Annotated in this window: 27 protein-coding genes; 23 read left to right on the top strand and 4 right to left on the bottom strand. The window is 67.0% G+C overall.

Going from position 1 to position 20,209, the window contains the following annotated elements; translation table 11 throughout:
• Positions 1 to 31 precede the first annotated feature (31 nt).
• The 7 genes from ACXAJT_RS15700 to ACXAJT_RS15670 all read left to right on the top strand — a co-directional run bounded on the left by ACXAJT_RS15700 (position 32) and on the right by ACXAJT_RS15670 (position 5,042).
• Positions 32 to 784, top strand: coding sequence for a pyridoxine 5'-phosphate synthase (locus ACXAJT_RS15700; RefSeq protein ID WP_475236714.1), 753 nt, complete (start codon positions 32 to 34; stop codon positions 782 to 784).
• 26 nt (positions 785 to 810) lie between these two features.
• Entirely contained in the window at positions 811 to 1,218 is a 408-nt protein-coding gene (acpS, locus tag ACXAJT_RS15695) for a holo-ACP synthase (RefSeq protein WP_475236712.1), read from the top strand.
• Between the two features lie 141 nt (positions 1,219 to 1,359).
• Positions 1,360 to 2,193, top strand: coding sequence for a signal peptidase I (lepB, locus tag ACXAJT_RS15690; protein WP_475236711.1), 834 nt, complete (start codon positions 1,360 to 1,362; stop codon positions 2,191 to 2,193).
• Positions 2,190 to 2,876, top strand: a complete 687-nt coding sequence (gene rnc, locus ACXAJT_RS15685) for a ribonuclease III (RefSeq protein WP_475236709.1) — start codon at positions 2,190 to 2,192, stop codon at positions 2,874 to 2,876. The genes lepB and rnc overlap by 4 nt, the downstream gene beginning before the upstream one ends.
• Complete coding sequence (locus tag ACXAJT_RS15680) at positions 2,869 to 3,795, top strand: DMT family transporter (protein WP_475236708.1); 927 nt, start codon at positions 2,869 to 2,871, stop codon at positions 3,793 to 3,795. The genes rnc and ACXAJT_RS15680 overlap by 8 nt, the downstream gene beginning before the upstream one ends.
• A gap of 13 nt (positions 3,796 to 3,808) precedes the next feature.
• Positions 3,809 to 4,717 (top strand): GTPase Era, encoded by a 909-nt coding sequence (gene era / locus ACXAJT_RS15675; RefSeq protein ID WP_475236707.1) that lies wholly within the window; start codon positions 3,809 to 3,811, stop codon positions 4,715 to 4,717.
• Positions 4,710 to 5,042: a DUF1491 family protein gene (locus ACXAJT_RS15670; RefSeq protein WP_475236705.1), complete on the top strand. Its 333-nt coding sequence runs from the start codon at positions 4,710 to 4,712 to the stop codon at positions 5,040 to 5,042. The genes era and ACXAJT_RS15670 overlap by 8 nt, the downstream gene beginning before the upstream one ends.
• Here ACXAJT_RS15670 and ACXAJT_RS15665 read toward each other — a convergent pair.
• Entirely contained in the window at positions 4,987 to 5,628 is a 642-nt protein-coding gene (locus tag ACXAJT_RS15665) for a Pr6Pr family membrane protein (RefSeq protein ID WP_475236702.1), read from the bottom strand. The genes ACXAJT_RS15670 and ACXAJT_RS15665 overlap by 56 nt on opposite strands.
• Positions 5,629 to 5,865: 237 nt before the next feature.
• On the opposite strand from ACXAJT_RS15665, the gene recO reads away from it, so the two are divergent.
• The 5 genes from recO (at position 5,866) to ACXAJT_RS15640 (ending at position 8,865) form a co-directional block, all read left to right on the top strand.
• The gene (gene recO / locus ACXAJT_RS15660; RefSeq protein ID WP_475236700.1) at positions 5,866 to 6,597 is read left to right on the top strand and encodes a DNA repair protein RecO; all 732 of its coding nucleotides are present in this window, start codon (positions 5,866 to 5,868) and stop codon (positions 6,595 to 6,597) included.
• Positions 6,598 to 6,638: 41 nt separating this feature from the next.
• Positions 6,639 to 7,304, top strand: coding sequence for a CDP-diacylglycerol--glycerol-3-phosphate 3-phosphatidyltransferase (pgsA, locus tag ACXAJT_RS15655; RefSeq protein WP_475236698.1), 666 nt, complete (start codon positions 6,639 to 6,641; stop codon positions 7,302 to 7,304).
• A complete protein-coding gene (moaD, locus tag ACXAJT_RS15650; RefSeq protein ID WP_475236696.1) occupies positions 7,304 to 7,549 on the top strand; it encodes a molybdopterin converting factor subunit 1 in 246 nt (81 codons plus the stop codon). The genes pgsA and moaD overlap by 1 nt, the downstream gene beginning before the upstream one ends.
• A gap of 4 nt (positions 7,550 to 7,553) precedes the next feature.
• Positions 7,554 to 8,000, top strand: a complete 447-nt coding sequence (locus ACXAJT_RS15645; protein WP_475236695.1) for a molybdenum cofactor biosynthesis protein MoaE — start codon at positions 7,554 to 7,556, stop codon at positions 7,998 to 8,000.
• 94 nt (positions 8,001 to 8,094) lie between these two features.
• Entirely contained in the window at positions 8,095 to 8,865 is a 771-nt protein-coding gene (locus tag ACXAJT_RS15640; RefSeq protein WP_475236694.1) for a FadR/GntR family transcriptional regulator, read from the top strand.
• Positions 8,866 to 8,952: 87 nt separating this feature from the next.
• On the opposite strand, the gene ACXAJT_RS15635 is transcribed toward ACXAJT_RS15640, so the two are convergent.
• Positions 8,953 to 9,327, bottom strand: a complete 375-nt coding sequence (locus tag ACXAJT_RS15635; RefSeq protein ID WP_475236693.1) for a rhodanese-like domain-containing protein — start codon at positions 9,325 to 9,327, stop codon at positions 8,953 to 8,955.
• A 169-nt stretch (positions 9,328 to 9,496) separates the two neighbouring features.
• On the opposite strand from ACXAJT_RS15635, the gene ACXAJT_RS15630 reads away from it, so the two are divergent.
• The 8 genes from ACXAJT_RS15630 to ACXAJT_RS15595 all read left to right on the top strand — a co-directional run bounded on the left by ACXAJT_RS15630 (position 9,497) and on the right by ACXAJT_RS15595 (position 16,452).
• Positions 9,497 to 10,552 carry a bifunctional transcriptional activator/DNA repair enzyme AdaA gene (locus ACXAJT_RS15630; protein WP_475236690.1) on the top strand — a complete coding sequence of 352 codons (1,056 nt, stop codon included), beginning with the start codon at positions 9,497 to 9,499 and terminating at the stop codon, positions 10,550 to 10,552.
• A 39-nt stretch (positions 10,553 to 10,591) separates the two neighbouring features.
• Positions 10,592 to 10,942 carry a YigZ family protein gene (locus tag ACXAJT_RS15625; RefSeq protein WP_475236688.1) on the top strand — a complete coding sequence of 117 codons (351 nt, stop codon included), beginning with the start codon at positions 10,592 to 10,594 and terminating at the stop codon, positions 10,940 to 10,942.
• On the top strand, positions 10,939 to 11,304 hold the full coding sequence (locus ACXAJT_RS15620; protein WP_475236686.1) for a DUF4186 domain-containing protein: 366 nt from the start codon (positions 10,939 to 10,941) through the stop codon (positions 11,302 to 11,304). Before ACXAJT_RS15625 ends, ACXAJT_RS15620 begins: the two co-directional genes overlap by 4 nt.
• Positions 11,305 to 11,314: 10 nt before the next feature.
• On the top strand, positions 11,315 to 11,791 hold the full coding sequence (locus ACXAJT_RS15615; RefSeq protein ID WP_475236684.1) for an aminoacyl-tRNA deacylase: 477 nt from the start codon (positions 11,315 to 11,317) through the stop codon (positions 11,789 to 11,791).
• Between the two features lie 51 nt (positions 11,792 to 11,842).
• The gene (gene mutL / locus ACXAJT_RS15610; protein ID WP_475236683.1) at positions 11,843 to 13,822 is read left to right on the top strand and encodes a DNA mismatch repair endonuclease MutL; all 1,980 of its coding nucleotides are present in this window, start codon (positions 11,843 to 11,845) and stop codon (positions 13,820 to 13,822) included.
• A complete protein-coding gene (locus ACXAJT_RS15605) occupies positions 13,819 to 14,958 on the top strand; it encodes a DNA recombination protein RmuC (RefSeq protein WP_475236682.1) in 1,140 nt (379 codons plus the stop codon). The genes mutL and ACXAJT_RS15605 overlap by 4 nt, the downstream gene beginning before the upstream one ends.
• 30 nt (positions 14,959 to 14,988) lie before the next feature.
• Positions 14,989 to 16,005, top strand: coding sequence for an alpha/beta hydrolase family protein (locus tag ACXAJT_RS15600; protein WP_475236681.1), 1,017 nt, complete (start codon positions 14,989 to 14,991; stop codon positions 16,003 to 16,005).
• Positions 16,006 to 16,122: 117 nt separating this feature from the next.
• Positions 16,123 to 16,452: a DUF3775 domain-containing protein gene (locus ACXAJT_RS15595; protein WP_475236680.1), complete on the top strand. Its 330-nt coding sequence runs from the start codon at positions 16,123 to 16,125 to the stop codon at positions 16,450 to 16,452.
• Between the two features lie 3 nt (positions 16,453 to 16,455).
• Here the strand turns inward: ACXAJT_RS15595 and ACXAJT_RS15590 are convergent, their stop codons facing one another.
• Positions 16,456 to 17,715, bottom strand: coding sequence for a DNA polymerase IV (locus ACXAJT_RS15590; RefSeq protein ID WP_475236678.1), 1,260 nt, complete (start codon positions 17,713 to 17,715; stop codon positions 16,456 to 16,458).
• A 103-nt stretch (positions 17,716 to 17,818) separates the two neighbouring features.
• On the opposite strand from ACXAJT_RS15590, the gene ACXAJT_RS15585 reads away from it, so the two are divergent.
• A complete protein-coding gene (locus ACXAJT_RS15585) occupies positions 17,819 to 18,256 on the top strand; it encodes an NUDIX domain-containing protein (protein WP_475236676.1) in 438 nt (145 codons plus the stop codon).
• Positions 18,257 to 18,287: 31 nt separating this feature from the next.
• Here the strand turns inward: ACXAJT_RS15585 and ACXAJT_RS15580 are convergent, their stop codons facing one another.
• Positions 18,288 to 18,596, bottom strand: a complete 309-nt coding sequence (locus tag ACXAJT_RS15580; protein ID WP_475236675.1) for a hypothetical protein — start codon at positions 18,594 to 18,596, stop codon at positions 18,288 to 18,290.
• Positions 18,597 to 18,873: 277 nt separating this feature from the next.
• Here ACXAJT_RS15580 and ACXAJT_RS15575 point away from each other — a divergent pair, with 277 nt between their 5' ends.
• Complete coding sequence (locus tag ACXAJT_RS15575) at positions 18,874 to 19,770, top strand: SPFH domain-containing protein (protein WP_475236673.1); 897 nt, start codon at positions 18,874 to 18,876, stop codon at positions 19,768 to 19,770.
• Positions 19,767 to 20,033, top strand: coding sequence for a hypothetical protein (locus ACXAJT_RS15570; protein WP_475236671.1), 267 nt, complete (start codon positions 19,767 to 19,769; stop codon positions 20,031 to 20,033). Before ACXAJT_RS15575 ends, ACXAJT_RS15570 begins: the two co-directional genes overlap by 4 nt.
• Positions 20,034 to 20,209 lie beyond the last annotated feature (176 nt).

Here is a 20,209-nt window from a genome sequence, read left to right as displayed (position 1 = left end):
CCCCGATCGTTCCATCCCCGGAGGACCTCCGATGACCGAATACGCCGGGCGCCTGAGACTGGGCGTCAACATCGACCACGTCGCCACCGTGCGCAACGCCCGCGGCAGCGCCTATCCCTGCCCGCTGCGCGCCGCGAAGCTTGCCGAGGAGGCCGGGGCAGACGGCATCACCGCACACCTGCGCGAAGACCGCCGCCACATATCGGACGCCGATATCGACGGCTTGATGAGCACGCTGTCGGTGCCGCTCAACTTCGAGATGGCCGCCACCGACGAGATGCAGGCCATCGCCCTGCGACACAAGCCGCACGCGGTGTGCATCGTGCCCGAGAAGCGCGAGGAACGCACCACCGAGGGCGGGCTGGAAGTGGCCCGCGAGGAGAATCGGCTGGCGCATTTCATCGCGCCGCTGCGCGAGGCGGGCTGCCGGGTGTCGATCTTCATCGCCCCCGACAAGCCGCAGATCGAGGCCGCGCACCGCATCGGCGCGCAGGTGATCGAACTGCACACCGGCGCCTATTGCGACCTGCACGCGGACGGCAAATTCGATGAGCGCGACGCCGAGCTTGAGCGCCTGCGCGACATGTCCGCTTTTGCCCATTCTCTGGGGCTCGAAGTGCACGCGGGCCACGGGCTGACCTATGATACGGTGAAGCCCATCGCCGCCTTCCCCGAGGTGATGGAGCTCAACATCGGGCACTTCCTGATCGGCGAGGCGATCTTCCGTGGCCTCGGCCCGGCGATCGGCGAAATGCGCCGCCTGATGGACGAGGCGCGGGCGTAACCGCCCGCGACTTCGGAGGCAGCGAAATGATCCTCGGCATCGGCACCGATCTTGCGAATATCGACCGCATCGAAGGCACCTTGGCGCGCTTCGGGGACCGCTTCCGCAACCGTGTCTTCACCGAGACCGAGCAGCGCAAGGCCGAACGCCGCCGCGATGTTGCAGGCACCTACGCCAAACGCTGGGCCGCCAAGGAGGCCTGCTCCAAGGCGCTTGGCACCGGGCTGCGCATGGGCATCGCGTGGAAGGATATGGCGGTCACCAATCTGCCCACCGGCCAGCCGGTGATGCAGGTGACCGGCTGGGCGAAAGACCGGCTCGACGCGATGACCCCGCCGGGTCACGAGGCGATCATCCACGTGACCCTCACCGACGATCACCCTTGGGCGCAGGCCTTCGTGGTGATCGAGGCGCGCCCCCTCACGGCCGGGTAACGCGCGCGCAAAACCCGACGACGGTTTTTGCAAATCTCATCCCTGAGAATTGCCCGGCGGCAGCGCTGGCTTGACACTCTCCCCTCCCCCGCCCATGAAGCCAACAAACCAAGGCGCATCGAGGCACAGGGGCGGGTTTCCATGGCAAAAGAAGAGAAATCGGGCGGGATCTGGGAAACCGTCAAGACGGTGTTCTGGGCGCTGATCATCGCGGGCGTCTTCCGCACGCTGTTCTTTCAGCCGTTCTGGATTCCCTCGGGTTCGATGAAAGACACGCTGCTGATCGGCGACTTCCTTTTCGTCAACAAGATGACCTACGGCTACTCCTACGCCTCCTGCCCGTCGATCCGCCTGAACTCGCTGGGCATCAACATCGACGCCAAGGACATCTGCGGCTTTCTCGACGGCGACAACACCCGCCTGTTCGGATCCGAACCCGAGCGCGGCGATGTCGTGGTGTTCCGCCATCCGGTCAACGGCACCGACTTCATCAAGCGGGTGATTGGCCTGCCGGGCGATCAGATTCAGGTGCGTCAGGGCGTGCTGCAGATCAATGGCACCCCGGTCGAGATCGAGCGCAACGGCACGTTCACCGAAGTGGCCGAGCCGCAGGGCCCGCAAGGCCTGCGCCCGCGCTGCGAGAACGGCCCGGTCGGCACCGGCGGTGTCTGCGAGAAATCGCGCTGGACCGAAACGCTGCCCAATGGCGTTCAACATGATATCCTCAACATCGCGATGCAGGGATCGGACAACACGCCGGTCTACACCGTGCCGGAGGGGCATTTCTTCATGATGGGCGACAACCGCGACAACTCCGCCGACAGCCGCGTGCCCAATGCTGCGGGCGGCGTCGGCTTCGTGCCCTTCGAGAACATCATCGGCAAGGCGACGCGCGTCATGTTCTCGTCCGCTGGACGCTCCATGCTGTTCTTCTGGACCTGGCGCTCCGACCGGTTCTTCCACAAGATCACATGAAGCGGTCTGCCGAAATAGAAGCACTTGAGCAGCGGCTCGGGCACCGGTTCGACCGGCCAGAGCTTCTGCGCCGTGCGGTCACCCATTCGTCGATGTCCGGCCCCGGACGCGAAGACAACCAGCGGCTCGAGTTCCTCGGCGACCGCGTGCTCGGCCTTGTCATGGCCGAGGCGCTACTGGCCGAGGACCGCAAGGCCAGCGAGGGCCAGCTTGCGCCGCGCTATAACGCGCTTGTCCGCAAGGAGGCCTGCGCCGAAGTGGCGCGCGAGGTCGATCTGGGCGCCGCGCTGAAACTGGGCCGCTCGGAAATGATGTCGGGCGGACGGCGCAAGCAGGCGCTGCTCGGCGATGCGATGGAGGCGGTGATCGCCGCGGTCTATCTCGACGGCGGCTTCGAAGTGGCGCGCGAGATGATCCTGCGGCTCTGGGGCCAGCGCGTGTCGACCGTGCAGCAGGATGCGCGCGACCCCAAGACCTCGCTGCAGGAATGGGCCCAGGCGCGCGGCATGACCCCGCCCGCCTATGTCGAGACGTCGCGCTCCGGGCCCGATCACGCCCCGGTCTTCACCATCGAGGTCCGGCTGACCTCGGGCCAGAGCGCCGCAGCCACCGCTGGCTCCAAGCGCAAGGCCGAGCAGGAGGCCGCAGCGGCGCTGCTCTCGCAACTCACCGCAGATGGCTGACAGCGCCGCGCCACGGCTGAGCGGAAACGCCGCCGGCGCAGCATTCATGGTCCTCGCGATGACGCTCTTTGCCGTCGAGGATGCGCTGTTCAAATCCGTCGCCCCCGGCCTTCCGCCGGGCGAGGCGACGGTGATCTTCGGCCTCACCGGCATGGGTCTCTATATCGCCATGACACTGCGCGCGGGCGAGGCGGTGCTGCACCCGGCGATGCTGCGCCCCAGCCTGCTGCTGCGGACGATCTTCGAGATCATGGGGCGGCTCTTCTTCGCGCTGTCGCTGGCCTACACGCCGCTTTCGGTCACTTCCTCCATCCTGCAGGCCGCGCCACTCGTCGTGACCGCCGGGGCGGCGCTGCTGCTCAAAGAGCCGGTTGGCCCGCGCCGCTGGGCCGCCATGGCAGTGGGCTTCGTCGGCGTTCTGCTGATCGTGCGCCCCACGCCGGAGGCCTTCCGCCTCGATGCGCTGCTGTCGCTGGCGGCGATGTTCGGCTTTGCCATGCGCGATCTTTACACCCGCGCCGCGCCGCCCGCCGTGTCGGCCAAGCAATTGGGCGTGCTGGGCTTTGCCGTGGTCACCGTCGCCGGCGCGCTGCTGCTGCCCTTCGACCCCGCGCCGGTGCGCCTGCCGCAAGCAAGCGAACTGCTGCGCCTTCTGGCCACCGGCGCCGTGGGCGTGGCCGCCTATACCGCGCTCACCCGCGCCATGCGCACCGGCGAGGTTTCCGTGGTCGCACCCTTCCGCTATTCGCGGCTGCTGGTGGCGCTGGTCTTTGCCTATTTGCTCTTCGGCGAGCGCCCGGACCTCTGGACGCTTGCAGGAGCACTGCTGATTGTCGTCTCGGGATGCTATACGCTGATCCGCAGCGGCCGCTCTGGCCCCGCGCCGCAAAAGCCTGTAAGGGCCACGGATCGTCAGTAACGGAAACGCCCCAATGACCACACGCGCCGGATTTGTCGCCCTGATCGGCGAGCCCAACGCGGGCAAGTCGACCCTCACCAACCGCATGGTGGGAGCCAAGGTCTCGATCGTCACCCACAAGGTGCAGACCACCCGCGCCCGCATTCGCGGCGTGGCCATCGAAGGCGACAGCCAGTTGGTCTTCGTCGACACGCCGGGCCTGTTCAAACCGCGCCGTCGCCTCGACCGGGCCATGGTCGCGGCCGCATGGGGCGGGGCGTCGGATGCCGACGTGATCGTGCTGCTGATCGAGGCGCACCGCGGCATGACTGATGGCGTGAAGGCGATCCTCGAAGGGCTGCGCGACTTGCCGCAGGGCCGCACCGTGGCGCTGGCGATCAATAAGATCGACCGGGTGAAGGCCGAGGACCTGCTGGCGCTGACCCAGAAGCTGAACGACGCCTATACGTTTGCCGAGACCTTCATGATCTCGGCCGAGCGTGGCCACGGTGTCGACACGCTGCGCAAATGGCTGGCCGAGCAGGTGCCCGAGAGCCCGTGGCTCTATCCCGAGGACCAGATCGCCGATCTGCCGATGCGCATGATCGCCGCCGAGATGACCCGAGAGAAGCTCACCCTGCGCCTGCATCAGGAACTGCCCTACCAGCTGACGGTGGAGACCGAGAACTGGGAAGAGCGCAAGGATGGCTCGGCGCGCATCGACCAGATGATCTATGTCACCCGCGACGGCCACAAGGGCATCGTGCTTGGCAAGGGCGGCGAGACGATCAAGGCCGTCTCGCAGGCCGCCCGCGCCGAGCTTGAAGAGTTCCTTGGCCGCAAGGTGCACCTCTTCCTGCAGGTGAAGGTCCGCGAGAACTGGCTCGAAGACGCCGAGCGCTATTCCGAGATGGGCCTCGATTTCAAGGACGGCAATGCCTGAGCCTCGGCTCGCCACGCATGTCTGGGTCGGCGGATACCTGCGGCTTTTGTCGCAGCAGGACATCCCCGCCTATGTCACCGCCCATGGTGATGACACCGCGGGCGCGGTGATCGTCAAGCTCGCCACGCTCGACGGGCAGGCCGTCGCCTACACCCGCGAATGGGACCTGATGAGCGGCGCGCGCCGCTGGGCCGTTCTGGCCGAGGGGCCGGAGTACGAGGTCGACGCGCGCGTGGCGAAGCAACGCGAGTTCGACCCCGATCTATGGGTCATCGAGCTTGAGGACCGTCAGGGGCGCCATCTGCTCGACCAGATGGACGGTTGAGAAACCGCCCCAGCGCCACCATCCCCAGCCCGCCGAGCCAGAAGCTCAGCCCAAGTGCCACGCACCATAGCCCGACACCGGCCCAACCGACGTCATGCGGGTCGATAAAGAAATACGGATGCCGCCCGTCGAGCTCGCCGCGGATTAGGGCGTAGCTGACGTAAAGCAGCGGCCATAGCAGCCAATACACCGCGTGCCGCGGTGCCAGCCCGTCCTTGCGTGCCAGCACCAACCACCACAGCCCGACGGCGATTGGCACGAAGGTGTGCACCCCCATGTCCGACCACCAGCGAATACCGTCGAGAGGCCGCGCCAGCAGCCCATGGTAGACGATCGCGACGATGAGGATCCACAGCGTCACGGCGGCGGTCCACCACGGCCTTGGCCTGTGGCCACCGGCGATGGCTGCGAAGGTCACCGCAACCATCAGGTTGGTCAGGATGGTGAAGTAGCGCCCCAGTCGCCAGAGTTCCTCCCACAACTCGCGATGAGGCCGACGTTCAAGCCCGACATGCACCTGCAGCCAAAGCGCGCCGAAGGCGAGCACGGCGATCAGCAGGGCGGTAAGACGGCGGGTTCGGGTCATCATGGTCTCCGGCAGGGCCCCGCGACCGGGGGGCAGCCATGCTACTGCAGCAGCGGACGAAAAGCGAGGTCAAGCCACGCCGCGTCACACCACGGTGAAGCGCCGCGCCGACGGGCGCCAGACGTTCGCAGCGCAGCCTAGGGCACAAAGCCGAGGCTTTCGTGACAGCCGCCGGGCGCGACCGGCGCCATGGCACGGCCCCTTGCCCCTGCCTCGTCAAAGCCCGAAAGTGCGCGCATGGAATGGCGCGACACCGGCATCCTTCTGACCTCGCGCAGGCACGGCGAAAGCTCTGCCATCCTCGAGGTCTTCACCCCCAACCACGGGCGGCACATGGGCGTGCTGCGCGGCGGTGCCTCGCGCCGGATCGCGCCCAGCCTGCAACCGGGGGCGCAGCTCGACCTGACGTGGAAGGCTCGGCTCGAGGATCACATGGGTGCCTTCACCGCCGAGCCGCAGCGCTCGCGCGCCGCCAACGCGCTGTCGGACCGCCTGTCGCTGGCCGGGCTCAACGCGGTCTGTGCGCTGCTCAGCTTCTCGCTGCCCGAACGCGAGGCGCACCCCAAGCTCTATGCCCACACCGAGCAGCTGCTGGATCTGCTGCCCGAGCGCGATCTTTGGCCGCTGGCCTATCTGCGCTGGGAAATGGCGCTGCTCGACGAGATGGGCTTTGGCCTTGATCTGTCGGCCTGCGCGGTGCGCGGCACCAACGAGGAGCTGTGCTTCGTCTCGCCGCGCACGGGCCGCGCGGTGTCGCGGCAGGCGGCTGGCAAATGGGCAGACCGGCTGCTGCCCCTGCCCGACATCCTCAAGGGCGAGGGCCCCGGCGGCGACGGCGAGGTCCTGCAGGCGCTGCGCACCACCGGCTTCTTCCTCGAAAGCCATATGGCCCCCACATTGCGCGACCGCCCGCTGCCGCAGGCGCGCGCCGCCTATGTCGAGCGATTTCGCCGCAGCACCGAGGCGTGAGGCGTCTTTCCCATCCCGGGAAACCGCGCTACGTAGGGCGCATGCGCTGGAACCTGCCAAATATCCTCACCGCCCTTCGCCTGCTCGCCGCTCCCGGCGTGGCGGTGATGTTCCTCTATTTCTCGCGTCCGCTGGCCGATTGGTTCGCGCTGCTGCTGTTCGTCGGCGCGGCGGTCACCGATTGGTTCGACGGCTACCTTGCGCGGCTGTGGGGGCAGGAAAGCAAGATCGGCGCCATGCTCGATCCCATCGCCGACAAGGCGATGGTGCTGATCGCCCTGATGGTGATCGTCGGCTATTCGTCGATGTCGCCGTGGCTGGTGCTGCCCGCGACGATGATCCTCTTCCGAGAGGTCTTTGTCTCGGGCCTGCGCGAGTATCTCGGCGACACCGCCGGCACGCTGAAGGTGACCAAGCTGGCGAAGTGGAAAACCACCTTCCAGATGATCGCCATCGCCACGCTCTTTGCACAGGGCGTGTTCGAGCATTACCTTGCGCTTAGCATCGGCGAGCTGGACCAGCAGGTGGTGACCCGCGCGCTGGATGCCGGCGGCGCCGATCCGCACGGGCTGCGCTGGCAGGAGACCGGGATGATCTGGTCCGGCCACCTTGGCCTGACACTGCTGTGGATCGCCGCGTCGCTGACGCTGATCACCGGCTGGGACTATTTCTCCAAGGCCCTGCCGCATCTGAAGGATGACCGCTGATGGACCTGCTGTATTTTGCATGGGTGCGCGAGCGCATCGGTTTGCCGAAAGAGCGGATCGACACAGACGCCGCCACCGTCAAAGACCTGATCGAGGAACTGCGGGGGCGCGAAGAACGCTACGCCATGGCGTTTTCCGACCTTTCGGCGCTGCGCGTGGCGCTGGATCAGGAACTGTCGGAGTTCGACGCGCCGCTCGCGGGCGTGCGCGAAGTGGCGTTTTTCCCGCCGATGACCGGGGGCTGAGCCCATGGCGATCCGTGTTGTCGTGCAGGAAGAGCCCTTCGATTTCGGCGCCGAGGCCGAGGGGTTCGCCGCGGGCCGTACCGACATGGGCGCCGTGGTGACCTTCACCGGCGTGGTGCGCGACGTGTCGGGCACGCTCGAGACCATGGAGATCGAGCACTACCCGGGCATGACCCAGAAGGCGCTGGAAAAGATCGCCGCCGAGGCCCAGGCCCGCTGGCAGCTTGGCGAGGTGCTGGTGATTCACCGCTATGGCCGCATGGGTCCGGGCGAGCGCATCATGATGGTCGCCACGGCCTCCGCGCACCGCGGCCACGCCTTCGAGGCCGCCGAATACCTGATGGACTACCTCAAGTCCCGCGCACCCTTCTGGAAGAAGGAAAGCGGCACCGGCGGCACCTCTTGGGTCGCCGCCAAGGACGAGGACGAGGACGCGCTGTCGCGCTGGTGACCCCCGGCGACGCAGCGCTATCCTTCCGTCGCGCTTGAGGGATGGCTTGCCTGGTCATATGATCTGACCAATTCCCGCGCCTCAGGACCATGTCATGCCTTTCCGTCCCGTCCAGTCCGAGAAACTCTCCAATGCCGTTGTGCGGCAGATCGAGGAGCTGATCCTGCGCGGCATCCTGCGCCCCGGAGAGCGCCTGCCTGCCGAGCGCGAGCTGTCGGAACGGCTCGGCGTGTCGCGCCCGAGCCTGCGTGAGGCCGTGGCCGATCTGCAGGGGCGCGGCCTGCTGGAGACCCGCGCAGGGGCCGGGATCTTCGTCACCGAAGTTCTGGGCTCGGCCTTTTCCGAGGCGCTGATCCAGCTGTTCGAAAAACACGACGAGGCGGTCTTCGACTATCTCAGCTTCCGCCGCGACATGGAGGGGCTGGCCGCCGGGCGTGCGGCGCTGCACGGCACGCCGTCGGACCTGAAGGTGATCGACGCGCTGTTTCAGAAAATGCAGGCCGCACACCAGAAACGGAACCCGGCCGAGGAAGCGCGACTCGACGCGGATTTCCATCTCGCGATCATCGAGGCCAGCCACAACGTCATCATGCTGCACATGATGCGCTCGATGTATCAGCTGCTGCGCGAAGGGGTGTTCTACAACCGCTCGATCATGTTCAAGCAGCGCACCACCCGCGAGGCGCTGCTGGAGCAGCACCGGGCGATCAACGCCGCCTTGCAGGCGCGTGACGCCGCCGCCGCGCGGACCGCCGTCGAGGCGCATCTGGGCTATGTCGAGGCGGCGCTGGCCGCCGACCGCAAGGCCGAGCGCGACGAGGATGTGGCGCGGCAGCGCTATGACCGGGTGACCAGCCGCGGCTGAGGCACCGAGGACCGACGAAAAAGGGAGGCGCTGCCCCCCCTCGCCCGTGCCGGGCTCACCCCCGGCGTATTTTCAAAGAGAAGAAGCTCAGTTGACCGGCGTCGGGGCGCCGGTTGCCATATTGGTGCCGATGTAGGGTTTCTTGGCCCCTTTCCATGCGCCGAAGCCGCCCTCGAGATGCGCCACGCGCGAGATCCCGGCGGCGATCGCCGCACGCGCCACCTTCTCGGAGCGCGCACCAGAGCCGCAGTGGAAGACGATGCGCTTGTCGCTCTGGCCCGGCAGCTTGTCGGCGCGGAAGAAGGCCAGCGGCATCAGCAGAGCGCCCTCGATGTGTTCGAACATGTATTCCTGCGGTGTCCGCACGTCGATCAGGACGATCTCGCCCTTGTCGAAGGCCTCGGCCACCTCGTCCACCGACCATGTCTCGAGCAGGGCGGTGCCCACTTCTTCGGTTTTCATGACGGGACTCCTTTCATATCTTGTTTTTCGAACCTGTCCTGACAATTGGCCCTGCTCGCGCCGATGACAAGGGGATGACAAGGGGGCGCTCCGGCGCGCGCGCCAAGCTGCCGAAGTAGACGCCCGATTTCCGGCGGCGGGCCGCATCCGGATCGGCTAGAGTCGGGCCATGCTGTTTGCCCTTCCAGATACCGATACGCTGTATCAGGCGCTGCTCAACCGGGACCCGTCTTACGAGGGCCGCGCCTATGTCTGCTTCGCCTCGACCGGCATCTTCTGCCGCCTGACGTGCCCGGCGCGCAAACCGCTGCGCGAGAACTGCAGCTTCCGCGAGACCGTGGCAGAGTGCATCAATGCCGGGTTCCGCCCCTGCAAGCGCTGCCACCCGCTGGCACCGCTGGCCGCGCGTGACCCGACGATCTCGAGATTGCTGCAGGCGCTGGACGCCCGCCCCGGCTTCCGCTGGTCCGAGCCCGACCTTGTCGCCATGGGCCTCGATCCCTCCACTGTGCGCCGCGCCTTCAAACGGCAGTTCGGCATGACCTTTCTCGAGATGGCCCGGCAGCGGCGGCTGCGCGAGGGCTTCACCGCGCTGGCCTCGGGCGCCCCGGTGATCGAAGCGCAGCTTGACGCAGGGTTTGAGAGCGCTTCGGCCTTCCGCGCCGGGTTCGCTCGGGCGCTCGGGGTGGCGCCGGGGTCGCTGAAGGCGGATGCGTTGCTGCGCGCGGACTGGATCGAAACGCCACTCGGCGACATGGTCTCGGTCTGCAGCAAGAGCCACCTGCATCTGCTGGAGTTCATGGACCGCAAGGCGCTGCCGCGCGAACTGGAAAAGCTGCGCAAGGGCGCGGGCGGCGAGATCGGGGTTGGCCGCTTCGCCCCGTCCGAGCAGATCCGCGAGGAACTGGCCCGTTTCTTCGCGGGCGAGAGCGCGCGGTTCGACACCCCGCTGGCGCTGCATGGCTCGGAGTTCACCCGATCGGTCTGGCGCGCGCTGCGCGAGATCCCGGCGGGCGAGACGCGCAGCTATGGCGCGCTGGCGCTGGCGCTGGGGCGGCCCTCGGCGGTGCGCGCCGTGGCGCAGGCCAATGGCGCCAACCAGATCGCGCTGGTGATCCCCTGCCACCGGGTGATCGGCGCGGATGGCGCGCTCACCGGCTACGGCGGCGGGCTCTGGCGCAAGCAGCGGCTGCTGGAGATCGAGCGCGGCTACCTGCCCGGCTGACCCCTTGCGCCCCGCCCGATCGCGGCTTACCCCTCTGGCATGCGCATTCTCGAGAACATCATCAGCGATCGCGGCTCGAAATACGCCGTTTCTGGCGGCCCCTGCGCCTCGGAGGAGGAGGCCAAGGCCTTTCTCAAGGAGCTAAAGCGCAACAAGAAATTCGCCAAGGCCACGCACAACACGTGGGGCCTGCTGACCGAGGACGCGCCGGTCAAGAACGACGACGGCGAGAGCGGCGCAGGCATGGTGATCCTGCGCATGCTGGAGCGCGAGGACTTGCGCAACCACATCATCGTGGTGACCCGCTGGTACGGCGGCAAGCACCTTGGCGGCGACCGCTTCCGCCACGTGCAGGACGCGGTGCGCACCTACCTCGAGAGCATGGAATGAGTGCGGCGCCGGACCAGCTTTTCGCGCGGCTGGCCCGTTCCAAGTTCCGCAGCCGCTTCCGGCTTGGCCCCAAGGAACGGGACTATGCCGATGCCAAAGGGCGGGACATGATCTTGTCGCACGCGCGCGACTTCATCGCAGAGCGGCTGGCCCCGGCGCAGCCGAAGAACGACGGCAAGCAGACGCCGATGCGCGGCCACCCTGTATTCATCGCCCAGCATGCCACGGCGACCTGCTGCCGAGGGTGTCTGGCGAAATGGCACGGGATGCCAGCGGGACGAGCGCTGAACGATGCCGAGCAGGCGCAGGTGGTGGGCGTGATCCTTACCTGGATCGACCGGCAAATGGGATATCGGGCATGAGGGTGCCGTCATGAGCAAGGGCACACCGGCGACACAGGCACTGACACGCGCAAAAGTGGCGTTCGAACTGCTGGAATACGACTATGTTTCGGGTCAGACGCAGATCGGGCTGCACGCCGCCGAGGCGATTGGCTGGGATGCGAGCAAGGTCCTGAAAACGCTGATGGTCGAGGTCGACGGAAAGCCATGCTGCGCTGTCGTTCCCTCGGGGGCCTCGCTGTCGATGAAGCGCGTCGCCAGCGCCTTTGGCGGCAAGTCGGCGCAGATGATGGACCCGGCCAAGGCCGAGCGGCTGACCGGGATGCACACCGGCGGAATCAGCCCCTTCGGCCAGAAGAAACGCGCCCCCGTGGCCTTTGAGGCCGCCGCCATGCAGGCCGAAAGGATCGTGCTCAACGGCGGCAAACGCGGGCTGATGGTGGTGGTCACCCCCGGCGATGCGCTAGAGGTTTCGGGCGGCCGAGTCGCGCCGCTGGCGGCTGACTGAGCGCCGCCCTGCCCGTTCCAGAATCGCGCAAACCCTGCTAGGTATGGTGGCATGAACACCCACACCCCCAATATGCGTCCTGTCATCCGTCAGCTTGATGATGCCGCCATCAACCGCATCGCCGCTGGCGAGGTCGTCGAGCGGCCCGCCTCTGCGGTGAAGGAACTGGTGGAGAACGCCGTCGACGCCGGGGCCACCCGCGTCACGGTCGAGATCGCCGACGGCGGCAAGACGCTAATCCGCGTGACCGATGACGGCTGCGGCATGGGGCCGGATGAATTGCCGTTGGCGCTGTCGCGCCATGCCACCTCGAAGATAGACGGCTCGGACCTGCTGAACATCCACAGCTTCGGCTTCCGCGGCGAGGCGCTGCCCTCGCTGGGCGCGGTGGGGCGCCTGAGCATCCAAAGCCGTGTGCCGGGCGAGGAAGGCGCCGAAATCAGCGTCTCGGGCGGCCAGATGGGCACGGTGAAACCGGCGGCGCTCAACCGTGGCACCGTGGTGACCCTTCGCGATCTCTTCTTCGCCACTCCGGCCCGATTGAAGTTTCTGCGCACCGACCGGGCCGAGATGATGGGCATCTCGGACGTGATGAAGCGCATCGCCATGGCCGAGCCCTCGGTGGCTTTCACCCTGCGCGACGTCTCGCAGGGCAAGGACCGGGTGACCTTCCGCGCCGACGCCGTTTCGGGCGATCTCTTCGATGCGCTGCGTGGCCGGCTGGCACAGGTGCTGGGGGCGGAATTCACCGACAACGCGTTGGCCATCGACGCCGAGCGCGAGGGCTTTCGGCTGACCGGCTATGCCGCCCTGCCGACCTATTCGCGCGGCTCGTCGGTGGCGCAGCACCTCTTCGTCAACGGTCGCCCGGTGCAGGACAAGCTGCTGCACGGCGCGCTGCGCGGGGCCTACGCCGACTATCTCAGCCGCGAGCGGCACCCGGCAGTGGCGCTGTTTGTCGATTGCGATCCGCACAAGGTGGACGTGAACGTGCACCCGGCGAAATCCGAGGTGCGTTTCCGCGAGCCGGGCATCGTGCGCGGGCTCATCGTCTCGGCGCTGCGCCACGCGCTGGCCGAGGCCGGCCATCGCGCCTCGAGTACCGTCGCCGCCGACACGCTGGCGGCGCTGCGTCCCGAGATGCGCGCGCCGCTGCCCGAGGGCCAGCAGATGCCGCTGCACCAGCAGCCCTCGCAGACCGACAGTTTCGGCGCCTATGGCGGCGGTGCGCCGCTCGGGGCGGCGCCCACCGCCACCGGCCAGCCCCGGGTCTACCAGATGGACCGCCCCTCGGCAGGGGCGCGCCGCGCGGCTTATGCGGCGCAGGCCCCTGATCCAAACTTCGTGCCCGCCCCGCCGCGCGCGCCCCAGCCCACCGGGTTTGCCGAAATGGAGGGCAACTGGTCGGGCCGCGTGGTGGACGACACCGCCGCAGAGCCCGAAAGCGCCCACCTGCCGCTTGGCGCGGCGCGCGGACAGGTGCACGAGAATTACATCATCGCCCAGACCGAAAGCGGCATCGTCATCGTCGACCAGCACGCGGCGCACGAGCGGCTGGTCTATGAAAAGCTGAAACGCCAGATGGCCGAGCGCGGTGTCGCGGCGCAGGCGCTGCTGATCCCCGAGATTGTCGAGCTATCGCAGGATGACCTGTCGCGCATCCTCGACATTGCCGAGGATCTTGGCCGTATGGGCCTGTCGGTCGAGCCTTTTGGTGGCTCGGCGTTGGCGGTGCGCGAGACGCCGGCGATCCTCGGCGAGGTCAACGCCGAGGCGCTGATCAAGGACATCCTCGACGAGCTATCGGACTACGGCAGCTCGCAACTGGTGCAGGAAAAGCTCGAGGCGATCCTCAGCCGTGTCGCCTGTCACGGCTCGATCCGATCGGGTCGCCGGATGCGCGCCGAAGAGATGAACGCGCTGCTGCGTGAGATGGAGGCGACCCCCCACTCCGGCCAGTGCAACCACGGCCGCCCCACCTATGTTGAACTGCGGCTTTCGGATATCGAGAGGCTGTTCGGCCGCACATGATCGAGATCGCCGGGCAGAGCATCGCACTGGGCGACCCGCGCCTCTGGGCCGCCCTAGGCGCGGCGCTGCTGGCGATTCTGATGGTCATGGCGATCCGCGCCTCGAACCGTGCCGCCCGGCTTGGCTATCCGCTCAGCCAACTGTCGCAGCGGGTGCAGGCGCTGTCCGAAGGGCAGGAACGGCTGTCGGGCGGGCTGCATCATGTTTCCGAAGCGCAGGTCAAGAGCCAGAACGCCATGTTGCAACTGATGGAAAAGCGGCTGACGCAGGTGCAGCAGAGCATGACCGAGAACCTGCACGGCAATGCCCGCCGCACCGCGCATTCGCTAGGACAGTTGCAGGAACGGCTGAAAACCATCGACGAGGCGCAGGAGAACATCACCCGGCTCTCGGGCGACGTGCTGTCGCTGCAGGACATCTTGTCGAACAAGCAGACCCGCGGCGCCTTCGGCGAGATCCAGCTGCGCGATATCGTCAGCAAGGCGCTGCCGCCCGACAGCTACAAGCTGCAGGCCACGCTCCCGAACGGGCGCCGCGCCGATTGCCTGATCAAGCTGCCCGAACCGCCGGGGCATATCGTCATCGACGCCAAGTTCCCGCTGGAGGCCTACGAGATGCTGCGCCGCGCCGAGACCCCCGAGGCCAAGCAACGCGCTTCGCAGGCGTTCCGCATGTCGGTGCGCAAGCACATCCGCGACATCTCCGACCGCTATATCCTCGACGGCGAGACCGCCGAGAGCGCGCTTATGTTCCTGCCTTCCGAAGCGGTCTATGCCGAACTGCACGGCAATTTCCCCGAGATGGTGCGCGAAGGCTTTGGCCTGAAGGTGTGGATCGTCTCGCCGACCACATGCATGGCCACGCTGAACACGCTGCGCGCGGTGTTGAAAGATGCGCGAATGCGCGAGCAGGCGGGCGCGATCCGGCGCGAACTGGCGCTGCTCAGCCAAGACATGGACCGGCTCGGCGCGCGGGTGGAAAATCTCGACCGCCACTTCGGCATGGCGGCGCGCGATCTCTCGGAAATCCGCACCAGCGCAGAGAAAGCTGGCCGCCGTGCTCAAAAACTGGACAATTTTGATTTTGAAGATCTGGCGCCCGAGGGGCAGATCGTGCCATTGCCACGACAGACCTGACTTTCCGTTCGACTCGCCTAGGACCTGACGATGATTGCCCGCCTGACCGGCCTTGCGCTCGCGGCCCTGCTCGCCGTTCCCGGCTTTGCCGAAGAGGGCGAAACCGCCGTTGGCGTCAGCACCATGGTCCGCCCCGAGGCAAATTTCGACCGCGGCATCTCGATGACCATCTGGTACCCGGCGCAGACCGATGGCGGCGCCTCAGAACTGGTCGGTCGCAACGCCGTCTTCGAAGGCACCCCCGCGCAGCGCGAAGCCTCGCCAATGTCCGGCAAGCTGCCGCTGGTGCTGCTGTCGCACGGCGGTCTGCGCTCGGCCGAACAGAGCGGCGCTTGGCTGGCGGCGAAACTGGCGGCGGGCGGCTTCATTGTCGCCGAGGTTAGCGGCCAGCGCCCGCGCGATCAGGCCAGCGCGGTGGGCGAGATCTGGCGGCGCCCGGCCGAGCTTGGTCAGGCGCTCGAACTGTTGCTCAGCGATCCCGACTGGCAGATGCGCATCGACGAGACCCGCGTCGCTGTGGCAGGTGTCGCGCTTGGCGGCACGGCGGCGCTAATGCTGGGGGGCGGAGAACTGGACCCCACGGCCTATGCCCGCAACTGCGAGACGTCGCACCCTGCCCCCGATTGCGAGTGGTTCGCACAGGGCGGCATCGATCCGGCAAGCGTTGACGGTGAGGCGCTCACCCTCGAACGCCGCGATCCGCGTGTGCGCGCAGTCGTGGCGATCGCCCCGGAATATCTCGCCGAGTTCCGTCCCGATACTTTGGCACCGCGCCACGCGGCGACCAAGGTCTATGGGTTGGCCGAACCGGCGGCGGGCGAGAGCCGCCTTGCGGTGCAGGCCGGGATCGAAGTGCAACCGCTGCAGGATGCGCAGCTTTACGATCTTTTTGCCCGCTGCACGCCCGATGGCGCCAAGCTTTTGGAAGAGGAAGGCGGCGATCCCGCGCTTTGCGGCAGCAGCGCCGAAGACCGCGCCGCGGTGCATGAGGCGCTGGCCTCGGACGCGCTGCAGTTTCTCAATCGCGCACTCGGCCTGCCCGGCTGAGCCGCCTTGCGGCGCGCATCGCCGCAGATCCCTGCCAACGCCATCCGCAGCTTGTCGCAGATCAAGGTGGAGGTGTACGCTTTTCTCCATGGTGTGCGCGAAGAAAGGAGACGCGCCATGGAAGAAATCAGCGTCCGCACGGTTGCCGCCGTGATCGTTATGGCCCGCGAGATGGAGCGTGCCGAGGGCGAGCTGCGCGGCTTCATCGACCGCATGAGCGAAGAGGAACAGGCCGCGCTGGTCGCGGTGATGTGGATCGGCCGCGATGCCTTCGACGCCGACGAATGGGCCGAGGCCTATCGCACCGCGCTCACCGAAGCCTCCACGCCCACCGCCGACTATCTGATCGGCACCCCGCATCTGGCCGACAACCTCGAAGCCGGGCTCGAGGCACTGGGCTATGATCCCGAGGACGAAGAGGACGAGCTTCTGAACCGCGGCAGCTAGGCCTCAACGCAGCGCGCGGCCCTTGACGATTGCCGCATCGCCGAAGCGCGCGCGGATCGCATCCGTGGCCTTCTCGGCCGCCGCGCGCTTGCCCGCATCCGGGTCCAGAAGATCGCCGCCACGGTCGGCCTGCTCTGCGCTCACCAGATCGGAAATGCCGGCTCCCAGCAGCCGCCACGGGCCCTGTCGCTCCAGCGTGTCCAGCATGCCGCGCGCCGTGCGATAGATGCGGTCAGCCATCTGCGTGGCATCGCCGTCGCTCAGCGACTGGCGCCGGGTGATCAGCTTGAAATCGGCGCGCTTGACCTTCAGCGTCACCACCCGTCCAGCCAGCCCTTTTGCCTTGGCCCGATCCGCCACCTTCTCGCACATACGCCACAGGTGCCCGTCGAGCAGGTCGGGATCGCCGGTGTCTTCCGAAAAGGTGGTCTCGTTCGAGATCGATTTCACCGGCGCGTTGCGCGTCACACGTCGGCTGTCCTCGCCGCGCGCCAGATGCCACAACCGCTGCCCCATGGAGCCGAAGCGCTGGATCAGGTCGCGCTGCTCCCAGCGCAGCAGGTCCTCGAAGGTGCGAATGCCGGCGCGCTCCAGCGCCTCCTGCGAGGCCATGCCAACCCCCCAGATCATCCGCACGGATTTCGGTCGCAGGAATTCGGCGGTCTCGGCCTTGCCGATCACCGAAAAACCGTGTGGCTTGTCGAGGTCCGAGGCGATCTTGGCGAGGAACTTGTTGTGCGACAGCCCGACCGAGCCAGTGACCCCCAGTTCTTCTCGCATGCGTTTGACCAGCCGCGCCATCATCACCGCAGGCGGATGGCCATGCAGCCGTGCGGTGCCGGTGAGATCGAGAAACGCCTCATCCAGCGACAGCGGCTCGATCGACGGGGTCAGCTCTTCCATCATCGCGCGGATCTGCCGCGACACCTCGACGTAAAGCTCCATGCGCGGCTTCACCACCACCGCGTCCGGGCACAGCTTCAGCGCCTGAAACATCGGCATGGCCGAGCGCACGCCGCGAATACGGGCGACGTAGCAGGCGGTCGAGACCACACCGCGCTTGCCGCCGCCAACGATCACCGGCTTGTCGGCAAGCTCCGGGTTCTCACGTTTTTCAACCGTTGCGTAAAAAGCGTCGCAGTCCATATGTGCAATGGACAGATCCCACAGTTCCTCATGCCGCACGATCCGCGGGCGGCCGCAGGACGGGCAGCGCGTTCCGTGGTCAAACTCGGTCAGGCAATCGCGGCAGAGCGCGGGCATCGGGGCACTTTCGGGCTGAAGCTGTTACCGCAGCAGTATACGATAGCTCCCGGGGCGGCTGCCACAGTCACCAGTACCGGATCTTTTTTGAAAGGCCATTTTGATGACCACCCAATCCGCGACAGAGCCCGACCGCCACGAGTTCCGGGGCGCCAAGCTGATCCTGTTTCTCGGAGATGACCTGCTGATTCTGCGCCGCGATCACACCGAGGGCATCCCCTGGCCGGGATACCTCGATTTCCCCGGCGGCGCGCGCGAGGCCGACGAGTCGCCCACCGACTGCGCCCTGCGCGAAACTTTCGAGGAAGTCGGTCTGCACCTCTCCCCCGAAGCGCTGGTCTGGGAGCATTTCCGCGACGGCCTTTGGTACTATGCCGCGCATCTGCCCGCCGCACGGATCGACAACATCGTCTGGGGCGGCGAGGGCGAAAGCTGGGAAATGATGGCGGCCGAGGAGTTCGCAGCGCGTGACGACGCGATCCCGCATTTCCGCACGGTATTGCGCGACTACCTGTCTATCTTGAAAAGCGCCGCGCAGTGAATTCCGCAGCCGAGGCCCTCTTGCCCGAGCCTCAGGCGGCCCGGAACAGCGACAGCCAACTCAGGCCGCGACGCTCGGTCAGCGCGGCGCGAGGCCGCCGCACCCGCTCCGACGGCAGCGGCATCGTCCGGCCCTGAAGCGTGTCGGGCTTGTCCAGCGAAGCCAGCGCGCGCGACACCAGCACACGTTCGGCGGCGTCGGGCTGGGTCGTCACCGGCGCGGCAAAACTGCTGGCAACGCGCAAGCGTCCCCCGTCGGTGTGAAAGGTCACGAGGGCTTCGAATTGTCCTTCGGCGGCGTTGTAGCGCATTTCGCCGATCTGCCTAGTCATCTCGGTCATGGCTTATCTCCTGATCGTGTGCAAAACGCCACAATCCGGCCAGCAGTTCCCTTTTGCGCTTTACACACGGGTGTGAGGCCGCCGTGCGACACCGCCAGAGCGCGCGCCTTGAAAGCTCTTCCCGTGACGTCAGGCTGCGGGCATATTTGCGCAAGCCCCTTCTTCTCTTCAAAAATACGCCGGGGGTGAGGCGCGCATGCGCCGAGGGGGCAGCGCCCCCTTTCAAGCGTCAGGCGCCCGCGCAGGGCGGCGCCACGGGGGACGGGGGACCTACAAGATGACTGCGGAAGACGTGATACTGGACCTGCTCGGGGGAAACCTCGTGATCCTGCTGCTCGCCGGCTTCGTGATCCTATGCATCGTGCTTGGCGTGCGGATTGTGCCGCAGTCCGAGAAACATGTGGTCGAGCGCTTCGGACGGCTGCGGGCGGTGCTGGGGCCGGGGATCAACTTCATCGTTCCGTTCCTCGACCGGATCGCGCATAAGGTCTCGATCCTCGAGCGGCAGCTGCCCAATGCAAGTCAGGATGCGATCACCGCCGACAACGTGCTGGTGGAGGTCGAAACCTCTGTGTTCTACCGCATCCTCGAGCCGGAAAAGACCGTCTACCGCATCCGCGACGTCGATGCCGCCATCGCCACCACCGTGGCCGGGATCGTCCGCGCCGAGATCGGCAAGATGGAGCTCGACGAGGTGCAATCGAACCGCTCGGCGCTGATCGCCACGATCAAGGGCAACGTCGAGGATGCCGTGGACAACTGGGGCATCGAGGTGACCCGCGCCGAGATCCTCGATGTGAACCTCGACCAGCAGACCCGCGATGCGATGCTGCAGCAACTCAACGCCGAGCGCGCGCGGCGCGCGCAGGTGACCGAGGCCGAGGGCCGCAAGCGCGCGGTCGAACTGGCCGCAGACGCCGATCTCTACGCCGCCGAGCAGACCGCCAAGGCGCGCCGTATCTCGGCCGAAGCCGAAGCCTATGCCACGCAGGTGGTGGCCGCGGCGATCGCCGAAAACGGGATTGAGGCGGCACAATATCAGGTGGCGCTGAAGCAGGTCGAAGCGCTGGTGGCGCTTGGCGCCGGTGACGGCAAACAGACCATCGTGCTGCCGTCGAATGCGCTGGATGCCTTCGCCGACGCCTTCTCGCTTCTGCAGGGGCGCAAACCATGATCCAGCAGTGGTGGATCTGGATGGCGGCGGCGGTGCTGCTGCTGGTGCTCGAAGTGCTGAGCCCGGCCTATCTCTTTCTCGGGTTTGCCATCGGCGCTGCCGTGGTGGGCGTGCTGCTGCTCTTGGGGCTGGCCGCCGGCTGGCCGATGCTGCTGCTGACCTTCGCCGTGGTCGCACTGATCGCATGGGCGCTCCTGCGACGGTTCATGGGCGTGCGCAAGGGCCAGACGAAAATCTGGACGCGGGACATCAACGAGGATTAGCCGCGCCTGCCGCGTAAGCCGTGCCGCGTGCACCCTGCGGCGTGAACGGCGCCGGGACCGGCGCTGGGAACGTCCAACGCGGCGATCTGGGAAAATCTTGGAACAATTGCCCGGGGGGTCGTCATTTGTGCCTCAGAGACCCCAAGGGGATGCACAAAACCAAGACGGAGGAGATC

The organism is Salipiger sp. ABF4_146, from assembly GCF_056161345.1.
Note: the sequence above shows the minus strand (reverse complement) of the source record. Positions and strands in the feature narration are given on the sequence as shown.

Bases quoted from the DNA above. Each gene is read 5' to 3' on its own strand.
- ACXAJT_RS15580 (WP_475236675.1), bottom strand. From the start codon at position 18,596: ATGACCGAGATGACTAGGCAGATCGGCGAAATGCGCTACAACGCCGCC.
- pgsA (WP_475236698.1), top strand. From the start codon at position 6,639: ATGCGCTGGAACCTGCCAAATATCCTCACCGCCCTTCGCCTGCTCGCC.
- ACXAJT_RS15595 (WP_475236680.1), top strand. From the start codon at position 16,123: ATGGAAGAAATCAGCGTCCGCACGGTTGCCGCCGTGATCGTTATGGCC.
- ACXAJT_RS15585 (WP_475236676.1), top strand. From the start codon at position 17,819: ATGACCACCCAATCCGCGACAGAGCCCGACCGCCACGAGTTCCGGGGC.
- recO (WP_475236700.1), top strand. From the start codon at position 5,866: ATGGAATGGCGCGACACCGGCATCCTTCTGACCTCGCGCAGGCACGGC.
- ACXAJT_RS15645 (WP_475236695.1), top strand. From the start codon at position 7,554: ATGGCGATCCGTGTTGTCGTGCAGGAAGAGCCCTTCGATTTCGGCGCC.
- mutL (WP_475236683.1), top strand. From the start codon at position 11,843: ATGAACACCCACACCCCCAATATGCGTCCTGTCATCCGTCAGCTTGAT.
- ACXAJT_RS15625 (WP_475236688.1), top strand. From the start codon at position 10,592: ATGCGCATTCTCGAGAACATCATCAGCGATCGCGGCTCGAAATACGCC.
- ACXAJT_RS15665 (WP_475236702.1), bottom strand. From the start codon at position 5,628: ATGACCCGAACCCGCCGTCTTACCGCCCTGCTGATCGCCGTGCTCGCC.
- lepB (WP_475236711.1), top strand. From the start codon at position 1,360: ATGGCAAAAGAAGAGAAATCGGGCGGGATCTGGGAAACCGTCAAGACG.
- ACXAJT_RS15635 (WP_475236693.1), bottom strand. From the start codon at position 9,327: ATGAAAACCGAAGAAGTGGGCACCGCCCTGCTCGAGACATGGTCGGTG.
- moaD (WP_475236696.1), top strand. From the start codon at position 7,304: ATGGACCTGCTGTATTTTGCATGGGTGCGCGAGCGCATCGGTTTGCCG.
- ACXAJT_RS15700 (WP_475236714.1), top strand. From the start codon at position 32: ATGACCGAATACGCCGGGCGCCTGAGACTGGGCGTCAACATCGACCAC.
- ACXAJT_RS15680 (WP_475236708.1), top strand. From the start codon at position 2,869: ATGGCTGACAGCGCCGCGCCACGGCTGAGCGGAAACGCCGCCGGCGCA.
- era (WP_475236707.1), top strand. From the start codon at position 3,809: ATGACCACACGCGCCGGATTTGTCGCCCTGATCGGCGAGCCCAACGCG.
- ACXAJT_RS15570 (WP_475236671.1), top strand. From the start codon at position 19,767: ATGATCCAGCAGTGGTGGATCTGGATGGCGGCGGCGGTGCTGCTGCTG.
- rnc (WP_475236709.1), top strand. From the start codon at position 2,190: ATGAAGCGGTCTGCCGAAATAGAAGCACTTGAGCAGCGGCTCGGGCAC.
- ACXAJT_RS15575 (WP_475236673.1), top strand. From the start codon at position 18,874: ATGACTGCGGAAGACGTGATACTGGACCTGCTCGGGGGAAACCTCGTG.
- ACXAJT_RS15670 (WP_475236705.1), top strand. From the start codon at position 4,710: ATGCCTGAGCCTCGGCTCGCCACGCATGTCTGGGTCGGCGGATACCTG.
- ACXAJT_RS15590 (WP_475236678.1), bottom strand. From the start codon at position 17,715: ATGCCCGCGCTCTGCCGCGATTGCCTGACCGAGTTTGACCACGGAACG.
- ACXAJT_RS15640 (WP_475236694.1), top strand. From the start codon at position 8,095: ATGCCTTTCCGTCCCGTCCAGTCCGAGAAACTCTCCAATGCCGTTGTG.
- ACXAJT_RS15630 (WP_475236690.1), top strand. From the start codon at position 9,497: ATGCTGTTTGCCCTTCCAGATACCGATACGCTGTATCAGGCGCTGCTC.
- acpS (WP_475236712.1), top strand. From the start codon at position 811: ATGATCCTCGGCATCGGCACCGATCTTGCGAATATCGACCGCATCGAA.
- ACXAJT_RS15605 (WP_475236682.1), top strand. From the start codon at position 13,819: ATGATCGAGATCGCCGGGCAGAGCATCGCACTGGGCGACCCGCGCCTC.
- ACXAJT_RS15620 (WP_475236686.1), top strand. From the start codon at position 10,939: ATGAGTGCGGCGCCGGACCAGCTTTTCGCGCGGCTGGCCCGTTCCAAG.
- ACXAJT_RS15600 (WP_475236681.1), top strand. From the start codon at position 14,989: ATGATTGCCCGCCTGACCGGCCTTGCGCTCGCGGCCCTGCTCGCCGTT.
- ACXAJT_RS15615 (WP_475236684.1), top strand. From the start codon at position 11,315: ATGAGCAAGGGCACACCGGCGACACAGGCACTGACACGCGCAAAAGTG.